At 45.8% G+C, this 20,661-nt stretch carries 16 protein-coding genes; 12 read left to right on the top strand and 4 right to left on the bottom strand.

Annotated elements, in window-relative coordinates; genetic code table 11:
* Positions 1 to 27: 27 nt before the first annotated feature.
* The 3 genes from FZD51_RS07275 to FZD51_RS07265 form a co-directional block, all read right to left on the bottom strand.
* Positions 28 to 1,275, bottom strand: a complete 1,248-nt coding sequence (locus tag FZD51_RS07275; RefSeq protein WP_148974139.1) for a M20 family metallo-hydrolase — start codon at positions 1,273 to 1,275, stop codon at positions 28 to 30.
* A complete protein-coding gene (locus tag FZD51_RS07270) occupies positions 1,268 to 2,566 on the bottom strand; it encodes an amidohydrolase (protein ID WP_148974138.1) in 1,299 nt (432 codons plus the stop codon). The genes FZD51_RS07275 and FZD51_RS07270 overlap by 8 nt, the downstream gene beginning before the upstream one ends.
* A gap of 269 nt (positions 2,567 to 2,835) precedes the next feature.
* On the bottom strand, positions 2,836 to 4,152 hold the full coding sequence (locus tag FZD51_RS07265) for a hypothetical protein (RefSeq protein ID WP_148974137.1): 1,317 nt from the start codon (positions 4,150 to 4,152) through the stop codon (positions 2,836 to 2,838).
* Positions 4,153 to 4,458: 306 nt separating this feature from the next.
* Between FZD51_RS07265 and FZD51_RS07260 the strand changes: the two genes are divergently transcribed.
* From FZD51_RS07260 to FZD51_RS07210, 11 genes are all read left to right on the top strand, one after another.
* Entirely contained in the window at positions 4,459 to 5,463 is a 1,005-nt protein-coding gene (locus tag FZD51_RS07260; protein WP_187445658.1) for a LacI family DNA-binding transcriptional regulator, read from the top strand.
* 192 nt (positions 5,464 to 5,655) lie between these two features.
* The gene (locus FZD51_RS07255) at positions 5,656 to 6,972 is read left to right on the top strand and encodes an ABC transporter substrate-binding protein (protein WP_148974135.1); all 1,317 of its coding nucleotides are present in this window, start codon (positions 5,656 to 5,658) and stop codon (positions 6,970 to 6,972) included.
* Positions 6,973 to 7,056: 84 nt separating this feature from the next.
* Positions 7,057 to 7,917 (top strand): carbohydrate ABC transporter permease, encoded by an 861-nt coding sequence (locus tag FZD51_RS07250; RefSeq protein WP_148974134.1) that lies wholly within the window; start codon positions 7,057 to 7,059, stop codon positions 7,915 to 7,917.
* Positions 7,917 to 8,753 carry a carbohydrate ABC transporter permease gene (locus FZD51_RS07245; protein WP_148974133.1) on the top strand — a complete coding sequence of 279 codons (837 nt, stop codon included), beginning with the start codon at positions 7,917 to 7,919 and terminating at the stop codon, positions 8,751 to 8,753. The genes FZD51_RS07250 and FZD51_RS07245 overlap by 1 nt, the downstream gene beginning before the upstream one ends.
* Positions 8,754 to 9,020: 267 nt before the next feature.
* Entirely contained in the window at positions 9,021 to 10,691 is a 1,671-nt protein-coding gene (locus FZD51_RS07240) for a glycoside hydrolase family 13 protein (RefSeq protein WP_148974132.1), read from the top strand.
* A gap of 196 nt (positions 10,692 to 10,887) precedes the next feature.
* Positions 10,888 to 11,844, top strand: a complete 957-nt coding sequence (locus FZD51_RS07235) for a carbohydrate kinase family protein (protein WP_148974131.1) — start codon at positions 10,888 to 10,890, stop codon at positions 11,842 to 11,844.
* Positions 11,845 to 11,856: 12 nt separating this feature from the next.
* Positions 11,857 to 13,326 (top strand): sucrose phosphorylase, encoded by a 1,470-nt coding sequence (gene gtfA, locus FZD51_RS07230; protein ID WP_148974130.1) that lies wholly within the window; start codon positions 11,857 to 11,859, stop codon positions 13,324 to 13,326.
* A gap of 243 nt (positions 13,327 to 13,569) precedes the next feature.
* Positions 13,570 to 14,424, top strand: coding sequence for an MraY family glycosyltransferase (locus tag FZD51_RS07225; protein WP_148974129.1), 855 nt, complete (start codon positions 13,570 to 13,572; stop codon positions 14,422 to 14,424).
* Between the two features lie 368 nt (positions 14,425 to 14,792).
* Entirely contained in the window at positions 14,793 to 16,469 is a 1,677-nt protein-coding gene (locus tag FZD51_RS07220) for a DUF4855 domain-containing protein (RefSeq protein ID WP_187445657.1), read from the top strand.
* Positions 16,470 to 16,774: 305 nt separating this feature from the next.
* Positions 16,775 to 17,014, top strand: coding sequence for a hypothetical protein (locus FZD51_RS07215; protein WP_148974127.1), 240 nt, complete (start codon positions 16,775 to 16,777; stop codon positions 17,012 to 17,014).
* Positions 17,015 to 17,200: 186 nt separating this feature from the next.
* A complete protein-coding gene (locus FZD51_RS07210; protein WP_148974126.1) occupies positions 17,201 to 17,752 on the top strand; it encodes a 3D domain-containing protein in 552 nt (183 codons plus the stop codon).
* Between the two features lie 72 nt (positions 17,753 to 17,824).
* On the opposite strand, the gene FZD51_RS07205 is transcribed toward FZD51_RS07210, so the two are convergent.
* Positions 17,825 to 18,487 carry a hypothetical protein gene (locus FZD51_RS07205; protein ID WP_148974125.1) on the bottom strand — a complete coding sequence of 221 codons (663 nt, stop codon included), beginning with the start codon at positions 18,485 to 18,487 and terminating at the stop codon, positions 17,825 to 17,827.
* Positions 18,488 to 18,950: 463 nt separating this feature from the next.
* Between FZD51_RS07205 and FZD51_RS07200 the strand changes: the two genes are divergently transcribed.
* Complete coding sequence (locus tag FZD51_RS07200; protein ID WP_148974124.1) at positions 18,951 to 20,600, top strand: M4 family metallopeptidase; 1,650 nt, start codon at positions 18,951 to 18,953, stop codon at positions 20,598 to 20,600.
* The last annotated feature ends 61 nt before the right edge of the window (positions 20,601 to 20,661 follow it).

Genomic DNA, 20,661 nt, shown 5'->3' with positions numbered 1-20,661 from the left:
CCTTTAAAATAAGTCAAATATCGGCTGTTATAAGGAAGCCTCTTTTTCCAGGAATCTTGTGATTACCCGGACGCCTTTGGCCATGTCTTCAATAGAGGCAAATTCATCTGGATGATGTGAAATGCCATCCTTGCAGGGGATAAAAATCAATCCGGCCGGCCACTTAGCTGCCATATTCATGACATCATGCCCGGCGCCGCTGTTCATGCTGTAGGCTTTCAGGCCGAGCTCTCCGCATATGCCGGTGAGTTTCTGCTGCATGCCGGGATCAAGCATGATGGAATCGTTGTTGATTAGGGTTTCAACATGGATTTCCACCCCGCTGTCTGCAGCGGCCTTCTGGCAAAATTCCTTTATTTCTTCAGCAAAAGAACGTTTTAGACTGTCATCAACGCTGCGAATATCGATGCCAATCTCGATTTCTCCGGGGATGACGTTCATGCTGTTCGGTTTCAATTCAACGGTGCTGACTGTCGCGACGAGCGGCTGGATGCTTTCAGCACTTAACTGTGACGCCCTTTCATGCACAAAGGTGACGAGCGGGGCGATGGCGACGAATGCATCTTTTCGGCTATGCATTGGGGTCGTACCGGTATGGCCGGCCATTCCTTTAACGTGAACCTTCAGCCGGACCGGGCAGGCGACGCCGTTTACAATCCCGATTTCTGCACCATGCTCCTCAATATGGGTTCCCTGCTCGATATGCAGCTCCAAAAAGCAGGCAAGCTTCTCAGCAGGCAGTTCAGCTTCTTCGATCCTGGACCAGTCAAGCCCGAATTCCTCGGCAGCCTCCTGGACAGTGGTACCACTACGGTCAGTCATCCCACCGGTTTCCCGGCTGTTGAGTTTCCCGGAGACGGCTTTGCTGCCGATAGTCGACAGGCCGAAGCGCGCGGATTCTTCTGACACAAAGCAGGCAACTGCTATATCTCTTGCTGGCTGGAATCCCGAATCCTTCAGTGTTTTGACGGCGGCCAGGGCGCTGAGCACCCCGGCTGGACCGTCATATCCGCCGCCGTTCACAACTGTATCAAGATGAGAGCCCACGGCAACGGCTGGTGTGCTGCTGCCTGTTTTCCATATGGCCCACTGATTGCCGGCCGCATCCTGATGGGTATGTAGCCCGAGCTCCTCCGCCACTTTCCTGAATGCGTCATGGGCAGCTTTTTCCTCTGTCGTGAAGCTGAGGCGGGTGAAGCCATCCGGCTGATTCATGCTAGAGACTGTATTCAGGATGGCGAGATTTTTTTCAAGCCAGCTGTTCAAATCAGCCATTGGAGGAGCCGCCTTTGATGATGCTGGCGAATGTATCGACCGCTGCCGCGAGCACTTCTTCCTCATAATCGAACTGAGGGTGATGGTGCGGGAAGTCAAGCTTAGTGCCGAAAAGCATATAGGTCGCCTTGCCGCCATGCTCCTGGACCTTGTTCATCATAAAGCTCGCATCCTCAGAGCCGGAGACAGGGACAGAAGGGATGACTTCCGTAACAAGCTCGCTTGAAGCGCACCATCCCTGGATTTTCGGAATCAGCTCTTCATCGCAGGTCATCACTTCGGTGACGCCGACAGGCTCGATTGTGCAGGAAACATCATGCATATCGGCCGCTGCCTTGATGATCCGAAGGGCGCTGTCTGCCATATAGTCGCCGATAGCATGCGTTTCACCGCGGACCTCAATCTCCATATAGCTGTCTTCAGGGATGATATTGCGTCCGCTTCCCGCTGTCAGGCGACCGACGTTCACACGGGTGACGCCGTCAAAATGGCGCGGAATTGCATATAAGTTATTGGCTGCAGTGGTTGCGGCGAGCAGAGCATTTTTGCCGAGCTCGGGATGCATGCCGGCATGGGAGGAGACTCCCTTGAATGAAACATTATACTTTGTTGATGCCAGGAATCCTGTCGTTGTTGCGGCGATTGTTCCGACCGGGTAGGAGTGGATCCCGATATGCCCGGAGTAGAAATAATCAACATCATCGAGCCAGCCCTTGGCCACCATCGCTCTTGCACCGCGCCCGCCTTCTTCTGCCGGCTGGAAAAGGAGCGTGAATTTCCCCTTGAGTTCATCGGTATGTTCTGCAATATATTTTGCTGTGCCGAGGCCGATCGTCGCATGGCCGTCATGTCCGCAGGCATGCATCACGTTAGGTTCACCGGATGAGAATTCATGCTTGCATGGGAGGTGGGATTCATCGGCAGATTCAAGGATCGGCAGGGCATCAATATCAAAGCGGAACCCGATATGGTCTCCAGTTCTTCCTGTATCCCAAGTTGCCACAAGGCCGGTGTTGCCGCCTGACAATTTTTCCAGCCATTCCTGCTCGACTCCCCAAGCAGCTGCCTTTTCTTCGTGTGCATCCAGGTCTTCTTTTTTCGGCACGCCGAGGCGGGCATCTTCCTGCAGGGCATCCTTCCCGATATGGAGGGTAAAGCCCATCTTCTCGAGCTCCTTCCCGATCCGGTAGGTTGTGATATATTCCATAAAGCCCAATTCCGGCAGGCTATGAAGCGTCCTGCGCCATTCCACTAGCTGCGGAGTAAGATGTTTGACAAACTCGCTGGTCATATTTCAGCACTCCCTGTATGTAAAATTTTGGTTGTTTCCTAATTTAGGAAAGTTATAGAGACATTAAGTTGGGGCAATCATCAAGGTTTTTGTTTTCGGATAATTGCCGTTTATTTTCCTTAAAGGGGAGTATACTACAATATTTAGAAAATTGATACTTTGTAGAATAGTTCACAAACAGTATGTGTAATGATAGTGTGAAAATGGGCTGGCCAGGCTTGGAAGGCAAAATCAAAAGCAAGCCGGCAGAGGGTCCTGCTGGCTTGCTATTAATTACCATTCAATAAAAGTTTATAAACCTTTCTCGGCCTGCCCTTTGACTGGCCCGCCTGGACTGATTTGCTTTCAGCGAGGCCGATAGTCTCCATCTCTGAAAGGATCCGCCGGGCATTCCGCTCTGTACTCTCCAGCCAGCCAGCCACTTCGCGGGAATTTACTTCGGTTTTTTTATAAAAATTGGACAATGTCTGGATTTTCGAAAGCGCGACAGGAGAGATATTCGCTTTTTTCAGTGTATCTGCCCATTCCTTATCACTCCATTTTTTAGAATGATAGGTAACCGAATCCCCGGACGGCTGAAACTCTGTCAGCTCCTCATTTTCATCAACGAGAACGATTGCCGGCTTGGTCTTCTGTCTGGCGCTCCTGAGCGCTTTTTGCACATTTTCCTCCGCCTGCAGTGCAGTGATGCCGTAGCCAAGGCCGATCCGGAGGCGGAACTGTGTCTGGGCATAAACCGTTTCTATCAGATCGTAAAGATCCTTTTTATCAAGCTTGATCTCAACCTCGCCGCGCGTTGTGTAGATAAAATAGAGGCCGTCGCCAATTTGCACATATGACCCGTTCACATGCTCTGCAAGCTCAATGAGCAGCTTCTTCATGGCAAGCTCCTTGTGCTTCCGTTCATAGGAATGAAAGAATTCTCCCTCATTATCAGGGTGGATGAGTTCAATTCCGAGAAGCGCCATTTGCGAACGCTGATACCAGGATGAGTGGCCGCGTTCTTTCAGAATTTTAAGCGCAAATTGAATCGATAGATGGGAAGGATACACACGATAGCAGGGAATATCCATTTCTTTGAGATAATCATAGACTCCCCGCAGGCAGGTAAAAGCAGCCTCCGTCCTGCCCTCACGGTAAAGCTTTATATGAAACTCCGCCAGCTCCTCAACAGGGCGGAAATCCGGATAAGAAAAAGAATGGATCTCCAGGCTCTGCAGGGAAAAATAGCGCTTCGTTGTTTCCAGCTCCTCCTCCTGGATCGTATCCAGACTAATGCTTCTGATCACCCGCTCCTTATCAAGATAAGATTCCAGCACCTTCCCCAGCAGGCTCGCGCCGTAAAGGGGAGGATAAAAGCTGTTCTCCTCACAGATCAGCTTCTTTGATAACGCATATGTATAAGGCACCTGCCCGGAAAAAAACCACTGATCGATCCTTTGCTGGTTCTCGCCGATGATCCCATCGATCTCCTCAAGGCTGCCATAATAAAAAGGAACCAGCCGCAAATCCGAAAAAGACTCCGCCGAATCCATAATATGCCGGACCGAATCCTCAGGCCCGATCACCCCTAATGTAATCTCCATCCCATTCACCTATTTCCGCATCAGCTGTAATCTTCTGCCTATTATATACCAAAAATTCCGTGCCAGGTACCGTCCGTGGACAAAAGGGGGTGAAGTGTCTTTTTGTGGTGCCAGGTACCATCCGTGGACAAATGGGGTGGAAGTGTCTTTTTGTGGTGCCAGGTACGCTCCGTGGACAAATATGGCAAAGTGTCTTTTTATGGTACCTGGCACTAAATAGGGCATGGATTCATATTGACAAACACGCTGTGTAATTATAGATTCAAAGTGAAAAGAAAACGTTTTCCTGGAGGAATGAAAATAATAATGAAGTTAACGATAAAGGATATTGCCAAGATGGCAGGTGTCTCTGTTGCAACCGTCTCACGAGTGATCAATAAGAGTAAGCCGGTTAATGATGAAATAAGGGAGAAAGTCGAGAAGGTAATCCGTGAAACCCAGTTTCGCCCCAATGCGCTTGCAAGGGGCCTGATCAGCAAGTCTACGAATTTAATCGGGGTCATTTTTCCGCAAATCAACTATACATCCGCCGAGCTTATCAACGGCATTGAAGAGGTGGCCAACAGGAATGGCTATAATATCATCCTGAGCAACACCAGGCTGGATCCGGAAATGGAGCTGAAATCGCTCGAAATATTCAAGGAGAAGCAGGTGGATGGCATTATCCTGTCCGCCATCCATACAACCGAGCGGCATATAGATTGGATAAAAGCGAATAAAATTCCGGTTATAGTGGTTGGGCAGAAAATAACAGGTCATAATATTTCCTGGGTCGATGTGGACAATTACACGCCGATTACGGAAATGGTCAGATACCTGGTACGCTGCGGCCATGAAAAAATCGGAATGATCCACGGGCCATTGCATGATCAGTCGGCGGGCTATTCACGCTATAAAGGGTTTCTTGATGAAATGGAGCGCCAGGAGCTTCCTGTCAATCAGGATTTCCTCGCTGAAAGCAATTTTTCCTCCGCGGATGGATATGAGGCAATGGTAGCCCTGCTTAGAAAAAGGGATCTTCCTACCGCACTTCTTTGCGCATCTGACACGATTGCCATCGGTGCCAAAAATTGTGCAGAAGACCAGGGATACAGGGTTCCTGACGATATCTCAATTGCAGGTTTTGATGATATTGAACTGGCAACACTTGTGCGCCCGCAGCTGACAACGGTCCGGGTCGACTTCGAAGCCATGGGGTCCAAAGCGATGGAGGCTCTGCTTCACAGTATTTCACAGCCGGGGACATCTTACCTGGAACATTATGTGGATTATCGGCTGAGCCTGCGGGACAGTGTGAAGAGATTGATTTGAACGGAAAACGCCATTATTTCATCGGAGAATGCATCCGCCGGAAAACGTTTTCAAAAAAAGCTTGTCAAAATAAAAAATACTTAATATAATCGTAAATGTAAGAGTCAGGAAAACCTTTTCACAAATTCATGCAGAAGCGCTTAACAGCTCTTATCTGCTAAAACTATTCTCAAACAGAGGGGAAGTAAAAATATGTTCAATTTCTCGAAGTCAGGAATGTTCAAAAAGACGGCAGCAGCGGGCATGGCAGCCGCATTAACCTTTTCTCTAGCAGCCTGCTCAGGCAATTCTTCTGAAGGAGATACAGGCTCAAAAGATGGGAAAGTAAACATTATTGTGACAAACGGCAAAGGTGAGATCGATGCCCAGTTCAAGCAGGCCGCAAAGGATTTCATGGCCAATCATAAAGACATCAATGTACAGGTTGAATCAGTCGCAGTCGGAGACGCATTGAACGTATATGATAAGCTTTCCGCTTCCGGGAAAACGGTTACACTGGCGATGTTTTCTCCTTATGATGCCACTCATAAATATAAAGATGTAGGAATCGATTTATCAGAAGAAAAATGGAACGAAGAAACAAGCGACGCTATTAAAGACGAAGAAGGAAATGTAATCGGTTTCCCATTCGCACTTGAAGGAATGGGCCTTGTTTACAACCAGACAGTGGTTGAAAAAGCAGCAGGCGAAGGTTTTGATCCATTCTCAATCAACACACGCGACAAGCTGGCAGATCTTTTGGACAAAATTAAGGCTTCAGGTGTGAAGCAGCCAGTAGCCTACCAAACAGAGGCATGGTCAGTTTCCAACCATTACAGCTCATTATTCCTTAACCAGACCGAAGATCCAACTGAAACACTGGGAGAAGTGCAAGCCGGAAAATTCGATTATAACAAGAATGAAGCGTGGAACGGCTATTATGACACAATGGACATGCTGATTTCCGAGGACTACAACATGTTCGGCGCCCGTCCAACAGGCCAGTACTATGATGCAGCACACGTAGCTGTCGGAAAAGGCGATTCTGCGATGCTTTTCAACGGAAACTGGGCATTTGATTCTTTGAAGGCGCTTGAAGGCACAAACTTTGGATTCATGCCTGTCCCTGTTGACAACAATGCAGATAACCCGCTGAACAACAAGATTGCAGCCGGTCCTACACAAGCATTTGTAGTCAACAAGAAGGCTTCAAAAGAAGAACAGGACGCTGCGAAAGAATTCTTGAACTGGCTTGTATACGATGAAGCAGGTCAAGACTTCATCGTTAATAAATCTCAGATCATCTCAGCATTCAAAAACAATCCGAACAAAGTAACCAACCCGCTAGGCATTGCCATCAGTGATGCACTTGCTGCCGGCAAGACAATGCCTTTCAGCACCAACTACATCAACACAGGGGATTGGACTACTATCCTTGGACCTGAGGTTCAGAAATACATTGCAAATCAAAGCAAGAGAGAAGACCTTGCAAAAGCATTTGAAACCTATTATAAGACTCACCAAGAGTAATCCAGACTAGAGTGAAAACAAAAAGCAGGCGGAGAGCACCTTTTCCTGCCTGCTTTTTTTACCTAACAGACAGGATGTGGAAGCATGAAGAAAAATAAAAAAATAGGTGATATCGGCAATTCGCTTTTATTCCTGGGCCCTGTTTTCCTTTTTTTCTGTATCACCGTACTGGTCCCATTTGGATACGGCCTTTTCCTCACTTTTAATACGATGCAGACTCCGGCTGATCCGGTGGTGTTTGCAGGCATGGCGAATTATCTGGAAGCTGTACAAGATACGGAATTTTGGAAATCGCTTTGGCTGACACTTAAGTTTGTCGTGGCAACCGTGTTTTTTGTCAACTTGTTCGGCTTTGGCCTGGCGTACCTGGTTACATCCGGCCTGAAAATCCAAAACTCATTAAGGACCGCTTATTTTACGCCTAACCTGATCGGCGGCCTTGTGCTCGGTTATATCTGGCAGTTCATCTTTGTCCAGTCGCTTCCCGCGCTCGGCACCAAGCTTGGCTGGCTCGGGGATCCGACCATGGCTTTCTGGTCGCTTGTCATCGTAACCATCTGGCAGACAGCCGGCTATATGATGATCATTTTCATTGCCGGATTGATCAGTGTTCCGCGAGAACTGATTGAAGCAGCCAAAATCGATGGGGCGGGCCCGTTCAGAAGGCTCCTGAATGTTACGTTGCCTTTAATGGTTCCTTCATTCGTAGTGACCGGGTTTCTTTCTTTAAAAAATGCATTCATGGTGTATGACTTGAATTTTGCCCTCACAAATGGCGGCCCTTTTGGCAGCACGAAAATGGTCTCCATGCATGTTGTCAATAAAGCCTTTATTGAATCAAACTATGGAACAGGACAGGCTGAGGCCATTATCCTGTTTGTGATTGTAGCCGCTGTAACCGGTTTTCAAGTGTATACCAGCAAGAAAATGGAGGTCGAAGCATAATGGCCAGGCGAAAAATTGTCTCAAGCACCCTTCTCTACCTGCTGGCAATCATTGCTTTAGTCAGCTTTATTTTTCCTTTTGTGCTTCTTGTCATCAACTCATTCAAAACCAATGGGGAAATCCTGACCAGTCCATTTGCTCTTCCGGAAAACTGGAATTTCGCCCATTTTGCTGATGTAATCAATATGATGAACTTTGGTGTCACCTTCAGGAACTCATTCATCGTTACCACCCTGAGCACTCTGTTCATTGTCTTTTTCTCGGCCATGGCAGCTTACCATCTGGTGAGACGGCCGTCCAAATTCAATAAATTCTTTTTCACTGTGCTGGTCGCATCAATGGTAATCCCGTTCCAGTCGCTCATGATCCCGCTGATTTATATCTATGGGGCGAAACTGCAGCTGATCGACGTGATTCCTATTCCGTTATTGATCATTTTCTACCTTGGGTTCGGCAGCGCACTTTCTGTATTCATGTTCCATGGCTTTATAAAATCGATCCCGATAGAAGTGGAGGAAGCAGCAAGAATCGACGGCTGCAATTCCCTGCAGATCTTCTTCCTGATCGTCCTGCCGATGCTGAAGCCTATCGCAGTTACGATTTCGATTTTGAACGTGCTATGGATCTGGAATGATTACCTGCTGCCTTCACTTGTGCTGAACAATGAATCAGTGTATACCATGCCGGTCCAGATGAAAGTCTTCAACGGCACATATATGAATAACTGGGAACTGCTGATCCCGGCGATTCTATTGACCGTCATCCCGATTCTGATCATGTACATGATCGGACAGCGTGCGATTATTAATGGCGTGATGCAGGGGTCTATTAAATAGGCTGGAGTCCGGCTAAGTGAGTTTCTGATTTGGAAGTAAATGTAAGATGGAATGATTATCCCGGATTTTGGGGAGAATCCCCGCAAATTTAGGGAGAAAAAATAGAAAACCAGGCAGAATATCTGCAAAAGTGGGCTGAATCAGCGTGACCAGGCGGCAATACCGGAAAGTATTTTTCAAAAAAACGCCATTCACACTGATTTCACACCCAAACCAGGCAGAAACCAGCCGGAAAAAATGCATGCACAACGAAAGGACTGCACCGAGATGAAAAAAGCATGGTGGAAAGAAGCAGTAGCTTATCAAATTTACCCGCGGAGCTTTATGGACAGCAACGGAGATGGCATCGGGGATTTAAAAGGAATCGTGACAAAGCTTGATTACCTTAAAGACCTGGGAATTGATGTGATCTGGATCTGCCCGATGTATAAGTCGCCTAATGATGATAATGGCTACGATATTTCTGATTACCAGGATATTATGGATGAATTCGGTACGATGGAAGATTTCAATCTTCTGCTTGAAGAAGTCCATAAGCGCGGGATGAAATTGATCCTGGACCTGGTGATCAATCATACGAGTGATGAGCATCCATGGTTTTTAGAGTCCAGCTCTTCAAAAGATCACCCAAAAAGGGACTGGTATATCTGGCGTGACGGCAAGGATGGCAAGGAGCCGAATAACTGGGAATCCATCTTCAGCGGGCCGGCGTGGAAATATGATGAAGAAACAGAGCAATATTTCATGCATATATTCTCTGAACGCCAGCCGGATCTGAACTGGGAAAATCCGGAGGTCAGGGAAGCTCTCTATGAAATGGTCAACTGGTGGCTTGAAAAAGGGATTGATGGATTCAGGATCGATGCCATCTCTCATATTAAAAAAGAGCCTGGTTTCCCTGATATGCCTAATCCGGACAATCTGGATGTGGTCCCATCTTTTCCGAAGATGATGAATTTCCCCGGGATTGATGATTTCCTGACAGAATTTGCTGATAAGACGATCCGCAATTATGATGTCATGACCGTTGGTGAAGCGAATGGAGTGGGCATTCCGGATGCTGACAAGTGGGTCGGCGAGGAAAATGGCTATTTTAATATGATTTTCCAATTTGAATTCCTTGACCTGTGGGACAAGGATACGAAAGATACCGTGGATGTCAGGGCCCTCAAAAAAGCTTTGACCAAATGGCAGGAAGGCCTTGAAGGCAGAGGCTGGAATGCTTTATTCATCGAGAATCATGACCAGCCGCGCCGCGTTTCATCCTGGGGCAATGACCAGCAGTACTGGAAAGAGAGCGCAAAAATGCTTGGGGCGCTTTACTTCCTGATGAAGGGCACGCCGTTCATTTACCAGGGCCAGGAAATCGGGATGACCAATGTGAAGTTCCCTGCCATTGAAGATTATAACGACGTTGGAATGGTGAACTATTACAAAGTGGAAGCCGCAAAAGGCGTGCCGCATGATGAAATAATGGAGGTCGTCTGGAAACAGGGCCGCGACAATTCACGGACTCCGATGCAGTGGGATGCCTCGCATATGGCCGGCTTCACGGAAGGAAACAAAACGTGGCTGGGCCTCAACCCGAACTACCGTACCATCAATGTTGAAACCCAGCTGAAGGATGAAGATTCGATTCTCCATTTTTATAAAAAGCTGATCGCCCTCCGCAAAGAAAATCCAGTCTTTGTATATGGGGAGTACGAGCTTATCCTTCCTGACCATGGGAAACTTTTTGTCTATACCAGGACAATGGGAAGCGACAAGGCCCTTGTAATCTGCAATTTCCATGACCAGCCTGAACAAATGGAGCTTCCGGCGGCAATCAGCTGCGCTTCAAGTGAACTGGTTTTAAATAACTATGATGTTTCTGAAATGAAGCTGGAAAAGGAATTCACATTAAAGCCTTATGAAACAAGGGTGTATTTACTAAAGTAAGAATAGGGCAGCAGATTTCTTTTTGCACTCATTTTTTGTAAAAGTTTTTCTCCTGCAGAAGGTAGAGTCACGGAGGCTGCCTGATGGTATAGAGCGGTACAGGCTGCCTGATAGCATTGGACTGTCCGCTTGAAAAAGGAGCAGAAAGATTTTCCCTTAATATCAGATGCAGCAAGTACAGCAATGGAGGATTACGATGCTTAAATTAGATGAGAAAATTGAATTCCAGCCGAAAGGCAACGATATTTTAACCATAGGCGAAATCCTGATCGACATGATTTCGGAAGAATACAGCCCGGCAGATGAGCCGGCAGTGTATCATAACTATTTTGGCGGATCACCGGCCAATATCGCCATGAATGTGAAAAGACTGGGCATCCGCTCGCTGGTCGCGTCTGCAGTAGGGGAAGACAGGCTGGGGACGTTCCTGATCAGCCATCTTCGCAACGCAGGGATCGACCCGGGACTGGTTCAGCGCGTGGATTCATCCACCAGCATGGTTGTGGTCGCAAAAAGCAAAGGGACGCCAGATCCCATCTTTTACCGCGGGGCAGACTATCAGCTCCAATATACGGAAGAGCTTGAAAAGGCTGTGCTGGATTCAAACATCGTCCATTTTTCCTGCTGGCCGCTTTCCATGGCCCCGGCATGCCATACGATTGAAAAAGTCATTGAGAAGGCGCGGAGCCAGAATATCCTGGTCTGTCTGGATCCGAATTATCATCACATGGTTTGGAAAAAAGGCGCCGAAGGGATTGAGTACGTTAAGTCCATCATTGGGAAAGTGGATATTGTAAAGCCATCCGAGGACGATGCGGAGCGGCTGTTCGGGAAGGACACCCATGAAAATCAGATCCGCAAATTCCTTGATCTTGGCGCAAAGCTTGTCATCCTGACGATCGGCAAGGATGGCGCAATTGTATCCAATGGCAAGGTAACTTTTCCCATCAAGCCGCTGGCAACTGATGTGATCGACACGACCGGTGCAGGGGATGCATTCTGGTCAGGTTTTTATACGGCACTGGTAAAAGGCTTTTCAATAAAGGAAGCCCTGGAGCTGGGTTCAGCAGCAAGCGCCTATAAATTAAAGTTCACTGGCGCGGTCTGCAGCATGCCCCCGCTGGAACAACTAAAAGAATTGTACGGACTGTAGGAGGTTTTAGAAATGGCAGTTAAAAATCAAGTACAGCTTATCACATATCCAGACTCCCTCGGCGGAGATCTGAAAACGCTCAATAAAGTCCTGGCAGAACAATTTGCTGATATCTTCAAAGGCGGCGTGCATATCCTCCCTCCTTTTCCATCCTCAGGCGACAGGGGATTTGCCCCGCTTACCTATCTTGAAATCGACCCGGAATTCGGCGGATGGGAAGATATCCGGAAGATCGGCGAAAACTTCGATGTCCTTGTCGATCTGATGGTCAACCATATCTCACAGAAATCCGAGTACTTCCAGGACTTTTTGGCAAAAGGCCGACAGTCCAAGTATGCAGATCTGTTCATCACCCTTGACAAGCTTTGGGAAGACGGACAGCCTGTACAAGAGGATATTGATAAAATGTTCCTGCGGAGGCCGCTCCCATATTCAACCTTCACAATAGAAGAAACAGGCGAACAGGAAACAGTATGGACCACTTTTGGCAAAACAGACCCTTCTGAGCAGATTGACCTTGATATCAAATCAGAGCAGGTCAGGCAATTATTAACCGATTTCTTCACTAATTTCAAAGAGCAGAACGTCAAAATTGTCCGCCTTGATGCGGTCGGCTATGTGGTGAAAAAGCTGGGCACCAGCTCCTTCTTCGTCGAACCGGAAATTTACGAGTTCCTTGACTGGATCATGGAGCTGGCGAATTCCCTGGGCATCGAGCTTCTGCCGGAGGTTCATTCCCATTATTCCATCCAGCACAAGCTAGCGGAACACGGCTTCTGGATCTATGACTTTATCCTGCCATACCGTGTCCTCGAAACCCTGATCAACAAATCAAGCAAAAACCTGGCTGACTACCTGAAGAACCGCCCGCACAAGCAGTTCACCATGCTCGACTGCCATGACGGCATCCCGGTCAAGCCGGATCTTGACGGCCTGATTGATACAAAGGAAGCGAAAGACATTGTGGATGTTTGCCTTGAAAGAGGATCCAACCTGAGCCTGATCCTTTCTGACGAACATAAGGCAGAGGACGGGTTTGATGTCCACCAGATCCGCTGCTCGTACTATTCCGTCCTGAACAGCGACGATGATGCTTATCTTGCTGCAAGAGCCATTCAATTCTTCACGCCGGGCGTCCCGCAGGTCTATTATGTCGGGCTGCTTGCCGGTGAGAATGATGTGGAAAATGTAGCACGCACCGGCGAAGGGCGCGAAATCAACCGCCATAACTTCACTCTTGGCGAAATTGAAGAATCCCTGGAAAAGCCAGTTGTCCAGAGGCTCCTCAAGCTCATCCGCTTCCGCAATGATTATGAAGCATTTAGCGGCGAATTCAAAGTCCTCGACTCACCGGACAGCGAAATTCGCCTCTCCTGGCGAAATGGCAGCAAACACTGCACATTGTTCATTGATCTGGAAACGAACAAGAGTACTATTGAGTATGTGGGTGAGAGCGGGGAAATGGCTGAGTATATCGTTTAATACTAAACCTGGTACTACGAACAAAAGGCAGAGCTGCGGCACTGCCTTTTGTTATTGGTGCTTTTATGTGGGTGACAGGTAACTTGCTCCCTGCCGTGTTTAAATGTAAAACAACTCCTCTATGATTGTTTTAATTAAAGCTGGTATAGAAGTGGTATAGGTGCCTGTCACCCCTTTTGTAAAATTGTGGTATATTTTAATTGGAAGCAGTCCAGATCGATTCTGATTAAAGGTGGGGGATTTATGCTGACTTTGGCAGCATTAGTGTGTTTTATCTGTACTATTCTTTTAGGCCTGATTATAAGAAGAAAAGGTAATAATTCTAAGATTGAAGGTATTGCAGTTTTTATTCCGTTTGCCATAGGCATGTTACTGGTCAAAGGAGAATTTTACAACACTTTCCAAATATTGATTGGGGGAGCCATTGTAGTCATAGCCGGATGGCGATTTGATATGAAAAGGTTATCCGTTTGGTGGATGCTGTCGGCACAGATGATAGCTGCCCTTATTGTTATTTACTGGGGAAGAGTGGAAATCAGCTTCATAAATACATATTTGGGCGGTGTGGTTAACTTTTATGCTTTATCAATTCCTTTAACATTGCTGTTCCTTCTATCATTGACTAATAGTGTTCACTATCCCGGACAATCCAATGCTTTAGTCCTTCCGTTGTCAGCGCTGGTTCTGGCGGTTCTTACCTGCCTTTCTGCCATTAAGGGGGATAACCCTTCAGCAGCTATGGGTGTACTGCTTTTAGCCTGCATTATTGCTATGTTAATAGGGAGCGTTGAAGCAGGAAGCGGCAGTTCTTCACTAGCAGGTTTCATCATTGCCATAATTATATTATCCTGTTTTAAAGGTGCAGAAATTATCTACATTCCCTTATATCTTATAGGAGTTCCAAGTTTTGTCTGCAGCTTGCTTATCCGAAAAGGAGCAGACCCGAAACAATCCATCAATATAAGTTTAATCGTGGCCTTATTGTTCAGCCTGCCCTTATTTATTCTATCCCCCGCCGTCATTTGGGGAGCCGTAATACTAGCTTCTCTCCTTTTTATCCTAACCCGATTGATTCGAGTGGAGTGGTTGTACAGGTGACAGGTACCTCTCGAATTTTGTCGAAATTTCAATTTTTGAAAAAAGTGGTATAGGTGCCTGTCACCATTTGGACGGAAAAAATAAAACATTTTCCGTTTTTTTATTTGAAAGATGCCTTTAAATCAGCAACTGTCAGGAGTGGGTTCTACAGGGATTGGACCGAGAGAGCGTTGTACTGGTATAGGTGCCTGTCACCCGAAATGTCACCAAAAAACCTTCCAGAATGGTAATTTCTAGTATAAAATGGATGTGCAGAACTTTTTAAGCATATTTTGCTATTTTTGTAAAAATGGGCAGGTTGCTGACGATAAAAGATATATCTGTAAATATGTAGAAAAATGGAGGCAATGGTCATCAGAGGTATTACTATGAAAAAACTATCAATCTATTCGTCCAGTATTCTAATGTTGCTGCTAGTATTTTTGTCGCCTGCACTTGTTAAGGCCAATGAGTTCAGTGATGTGTCACGCTACCATTGGGCTTACCAGGACATCAAGTTTTTGTCTGATAAAGAAGTAATCAAAGGTCATTTAGGGAAGTTCAGCCCGAGTGCTTCTATTACGAGGAATGACGCAGCCATCATGCTTGTCCGGGCAATGAACCTGGAAGCCCCGGCAGAACCGCAGGTGATTCCTGCCGATATGAACCCTTCTACAAGGGGTTATAATGAGGTTTTGGCTGTGCTTGATAAAGGCATGTTTTCACTGACCGACAATAAATTCGATCCGTCAAAACCATTAACAAGAAAAGATATGGCCATGGCATTGGCTGTGGGATTTGAATACATAGGTTCTGGAAAATCCAGTTTTAAAGATCTGCCACCCCATGATCCCTACTATCCATTCGTAGATGCGATTGCCGAGTATAAAGTGACAACCGGTTATGGGGACGGCACTTTTAAGCCGGATCTGACTGTTGACCGTCTTCAATTCGCCGTGTTTCTTTCGAGGATCTATACCAAGCCGCTTGAATACAATGTGAAAGCGTCAGGGGAGGTTAAACATACTGTCAGATCTGCAGAAGAGGCCATCAATCTGGCCATGCAATATCCTGATGGGACTGTTCATCCAGCTGACAATACACTTCAATCCTTTTCAGATCATACTGGACTTCTTAGTGAAACTGGAATCAGGAACGGAGTACTCATTTATAATGGGGCAGAACAGAACACAGACTTTACCGCCAATTATTTCAAACCCTATTTAACACCGGGGGGTACAAACCAAACTTTGTTTGATACATTTATCATACTTGGAAGAAGCTATCCTGGGGGCGAGCTGGGATCTTCTAAAAACTACGCCAATTACTCAGACTTCCAATGGTATATTGATCAAACTTTTTCTGAGAATGGAGTCCTTGAGGCTTTGAATGCTTCATCTGCACAGCTGCAGAAAAAGGCCAATGTCTATTTAGCGATTCCTTATCCGAAGCTTCTGGAAGATATTATTGGACTTGATGGAGAAGTGCTGAAGAACACCCCAGATGAGCGGGAGAAAATGGCGGCGTGGTATATGGAAGCTGTTGAAGCTGTCTGGGAGGAAAGAGGCTTTTCCAATCTTACTTTTAAAGGATACTATTGGATGAGTGAAACAATGGGCTATCCTCAGGATGGACCGCTTGTAGAACAAATTTCTGCCAGGATACATCAAAAAGATAAGTTCCTGATCTATTCGCCGCATGCTTTATCTACTAATTTTGAACGATGGGAAACATACGGGTTTGATGGGGCCTTCCTTCAGCCAAATGCGTTCCGCCTTAAACTGACAGATGCAGACCAACGGCTTCACCGGGCATTTCTTAATGCCCAAATTTACGGAAGCGGTATTAATATTGAAATCGATCAATATGGCCCGCATCAAATTGAGGCAGGTCTCGTTAACTTTAAGAAATACATTGAGATGTCACATCGTTATGGCCTTCCGGGGCAGAGTCTTATTTTCTATCAGGGGATTGGCATGGTAGACAGGATGATCCAGTATGGAACTCCTTATTATATGGAAGCCTACGAACAGTTGAAAAGTTTGTCATATTCTGTCATGCAATGATATATGAAGTTGAAGGGGCTGCCTGCTGAATAGGCAGTCCTATTTTAGTCGGGGAAATAAATGCCTGTGAAAAATCATAAATTTCTGATCCGTTTACAGCAGCTGAGCCCCGCCCCCGCGATGCCGCAAAAGCATCCGGTGGATCTCCTCTGCACCCAAAAGACGGAGGTAATGCTATGACGTTTTTAATCTGCATCATTCCTTTTGACTCAAAGTATGTTTTCTAAGAAAAAGGGGCCAGGTTTTATACCACTGGTCATAGGGTAAGAGTTAGTGTATTTTTATATACCTGGGAGGTTGAAAAAATGAGGGCATTGACTCTGGCAGAAATAATCCTGATTATTTACGCGATGATCATGCTGTTTACATCCATAGTCACTTTAATTAGTGAAGGATGGGTTGCCCTGGTATTTAACCTGGTAGAAGGAAAGGGAGCGATCTTTTCAGGAACCCTTATTCTTATCATCATAATAGACGCCTGGAGAGTGAAGAAGCGAAGAAACTTACTGCAAAAGGGCAGGCTCAAGCCGGGGCAATTATTTTAATTACATAAACAGAAAAGGAGTTGAAAAACTCCTTTTTCTTTTGGGAAAATAAGCTGTTTTTCTGTTATATTACAAAAAAACGTTTAAATGAATTGTTTTGTAATATAAATAGAAAGCTATTGAAACATTATTGTTATCTTAAACTGTTAACATGTTCCTATGATAGAAGACAAAGGAGAGTACGTTTTGAAGAAACTATTATTAAATGTAAGTGCAGCATTGCTATTGCTTTTCGGATTTTCAAACGCCACTTTCGCCTCTGGAACTACATATCAGGTAAAAAAGGGAGACACCCTCTGGTCAATCTCCAAGAAACATCATGTAACAGTACAGCAGTTAAAAACCTGGAACAAACTGACTTCAGATCATATAAAGATAAATCAAACGCTTAAAACAGCAGGTACAGCAGTAAAAAGTGCAAAAACTGCAAAAGCTCCTGCTGCTGCCTACAAAGAAATAAAAGTGAAAGCTACCGCATATACAGCAAGCTGCAAAGGCTGCAGCGGAATTACGTATACCGGATTAAACCTGAAAAAAAATCCAAACATCAAGGCTATTTCTGTTGATCCAAGAATCATTCCGCTGGGATCCAAAGTATATGTTCCCGGTTATGGCATGGCCATTGCAGCGGACAAAGGCTCAGCTGTTAAAGGAAATAAAATTGATGTCTTTATCCCTAATAAACAGCGTGCCCTTCAGTGGGGAAATAAAACGATCACTGTTAAGGTCTATAAATAATATTAACCGGCTGCCCGAGACTGGGAGCCGGTTTTTTTGCGCCGATTCCTAAAAACGGATATCTCAGCAAAATTACCAGGAAACTCTTATCCAGCCGTCTTTTACATCAATTCCATAAGCTATATAATCCCCAAAGTCAACCGAGACCTTAGCTCCAGTTTCAGCAGAAAATAGGATGTTTTCAGAAAGTCGTTTGTATTCATCATAGCCTTCAGCAAATAATTCAGCCAGCAGATTTACATAGGCAACAGGAGCGCTTTTGACTCCTGTACTCATATAGACAATCGGCTCTCCATCTTTGGCAATGACGAAAAGATCAGAATTTGGCAAGGCATATAATGTGGCTCCATATTTTGAAGCAGTCCTGCTCATATGAGCAAATTTTTCTCTATCCATTATGTTGACATAAATATTATCCCCGATTTTAATGGTGTCTTGTTCTTTAGATTTAGTTGGAGCTGCTTCCTCTTCTATTGCTGGCTCTTGAGAAGGCTCAACCACCTTTTCTGCCGGCTCCGTCAGCTGCTCTTTTTTGTCCTTGGAAGATTCCTCTTTTGCAGTTACAGTTTCATTTACTTCTTGAGTGGGATTAACGGTTTCTTCCTGCTTCTCACTCTGTACTTCTTCCGCTTTTTTATCAGATGCAGTGGCATCCTGCGGTGCGCCCTCCATATAAAAGGCTCCTGCTGTAGCAAGGAATAAAGCCATAAAGATTACCGAGTAGATTTTTTTCATGTGTTTGCCTCCTTTTTCCTTTTTAGACGGATGGGACAGCTTAAAGGTTTACAGAAGTGTAAAAATATTTCAAAGATATTACAAAGGTAATTGTCTGTTAGCATAATTTGTTAAAAGTGAGTATCTATTAACCCAGGCAAATATGCACTCTGGTACGGTGTGTGAACTGAATATTCAGAGTAATCTTATTGGGAAAATAAAAAGTTACTAGAAATGATTTCATCATTTTTATAAGGAAGATAGCAACTTCGCGGGAAGAATGTCCTTATTATGCCTGCTGTTAAACATCAAGGAGATTGGGAAAGTTTTTGCCCATTTCTCTATCAGACTCCTTCATTTATCCTTTTTGGGCCTGCTGGGTATATAGATTTATTGTGATTAGCCTGCTCGCTGGCTACACTTATCCTTAACACGTGTAGATATGGATTAGCTAGTCCTAAAAATAGCCAAAGGGGATATTAAAATGACAAAAAAGTTAGCAACGCTCGTACTCGGAACTTCCTTAGCTCTCAGTGCCGCATTTCCGGCAGCCACTGCCTACGGTTTATCTCCTTCAGAAAAATTGCTCAATCAAATGGAGCTGCAGCAAAAGCTTGATCAAAAAGAGAAGCATGCCCCAAAATTTTTGGCCGGCAAGCTATCAAAAAACAAAGCCAAAAATGATGATGATATAAAAAAATTCCTCAAAGATAATAAAGATTTATTCAAAGTAGATCCTTTCAAGGAGCTCATACTGTTGGATGCTGAAACAGATGACCTTGGAATGAAGCATTATAAATTCTCCCAGTCTATTAATGGGATCCCGGTGGAAGGAGCTATTTTCAAGGTCCATACAGATAAAAATAGTGATGTAACGGCTGCGACAGGACAATTATATGCTGATGCATCAGAAAAAATAACTGATACAAAAGCAGCCATCAGCAAAAAAGAAGCAGCTGATCTTGCCTGGAAAAATATCAATCTGACAGAAGAGGATACAAAAGGCAGCGAACAGGCTGTGCCCGCTGACCTGCAGAAAGCCGGCAAAAAGAGTGAAGTGAAAAATACGCATGTGAAAAATGACCTTGTGATCCATGAAAAGGACGGGGTGTATACGCTCGCTTACAAGGTCCAGCTGCAGTTCATCGAGCCGTATGGGGCGAACTGGCAGATCTTCGTCGACGCGAAGAGCGGCCATATTGTCGAAGCCTATAATGCTGTGGCAGATGCGGCTGCAACAGGGACAGGCACAGGCGTGACCGGCGGCTCCAAAACATTGAATACTTATTCTTCAGGCGGAACTTATTACTTATATGATGTTACAAAGCCAATGAATGGAGTCATTGAGACCTTCACTGCCAATAACGGATCCTCCCTGCCAGGCTCGCGTTCTGCCGACAGCAATAATGCATGGACTGCGACCAATCAGAGGGCGGATGTGGATGCGCATTATTATGCCGGAAAAGTCTATGATTATTTTAAAAACACACATAACCGCAACAGCTTCGACAATAACGGGGCAACCATCCGATCAACGGTCCATTACGGATCACGCTATAATAATGCGTTCTGGAACGGTTCGCAGATGGTGTATGGAGACGGTGATGGCTCCCAATTTACCTCTCTCTCTGGAGCCCTTGATGTAGTGGCCCATGAAATCACCCACGCGGTCACTGAAAGGACGGCCAATCTGCAGTACCAGTATCAGTCCGGGGCACTGAACGAGTCCTTCTCCGATGTGTTTGGATATTTCCTTGATCCGGGCGACTTCCTGATGGGTGAGGATGTTTACACACCTGGACGTTCCGGCGATGCCCTCCGCAGCATGTCCAACCCGACATTGTACGGGCAGCCTGAGCATATGAACCAGTATGTGAACACAAGCTCCGATAATGGAGGCGTCCATATCAACAGCGGAATCCCGAATAAAGCTGCCTACTATACAATCAGCAGCATCGGCAAGGCCCAGGCCGAAAAAATCTACTACCGTGCCCTGACTGTCTATCTGACGCCGACGAGCAATTTCAGCTATGCGCGCGCAGCGCTCCTGCAGTCTGCCGCTGACTTATATGGAAGCGGAAGCTCAGCTTATAATGCAGTCAGGACTGCCTGGGACAATGTAGGGGTCTATTAAAAGCCGAATACGGGTTAGTTCTTTAACCAGAAGAAGAGCTGCTTCCAGTGAGAAGCAGCTC

This window comes from Bacillus infantis, assembly GCF_008180445.1.
In the GTDB taxonomy this organism is placed as follows: Bacteria; Bacillota; Bacilli; order Bacillales; family Cytobacillaceae; genus Bacillus_AB; species Bacillus_AB infantis_B.
This window is presented reverse-complemented; position numbering and strand designations above follow the sequence as displayed.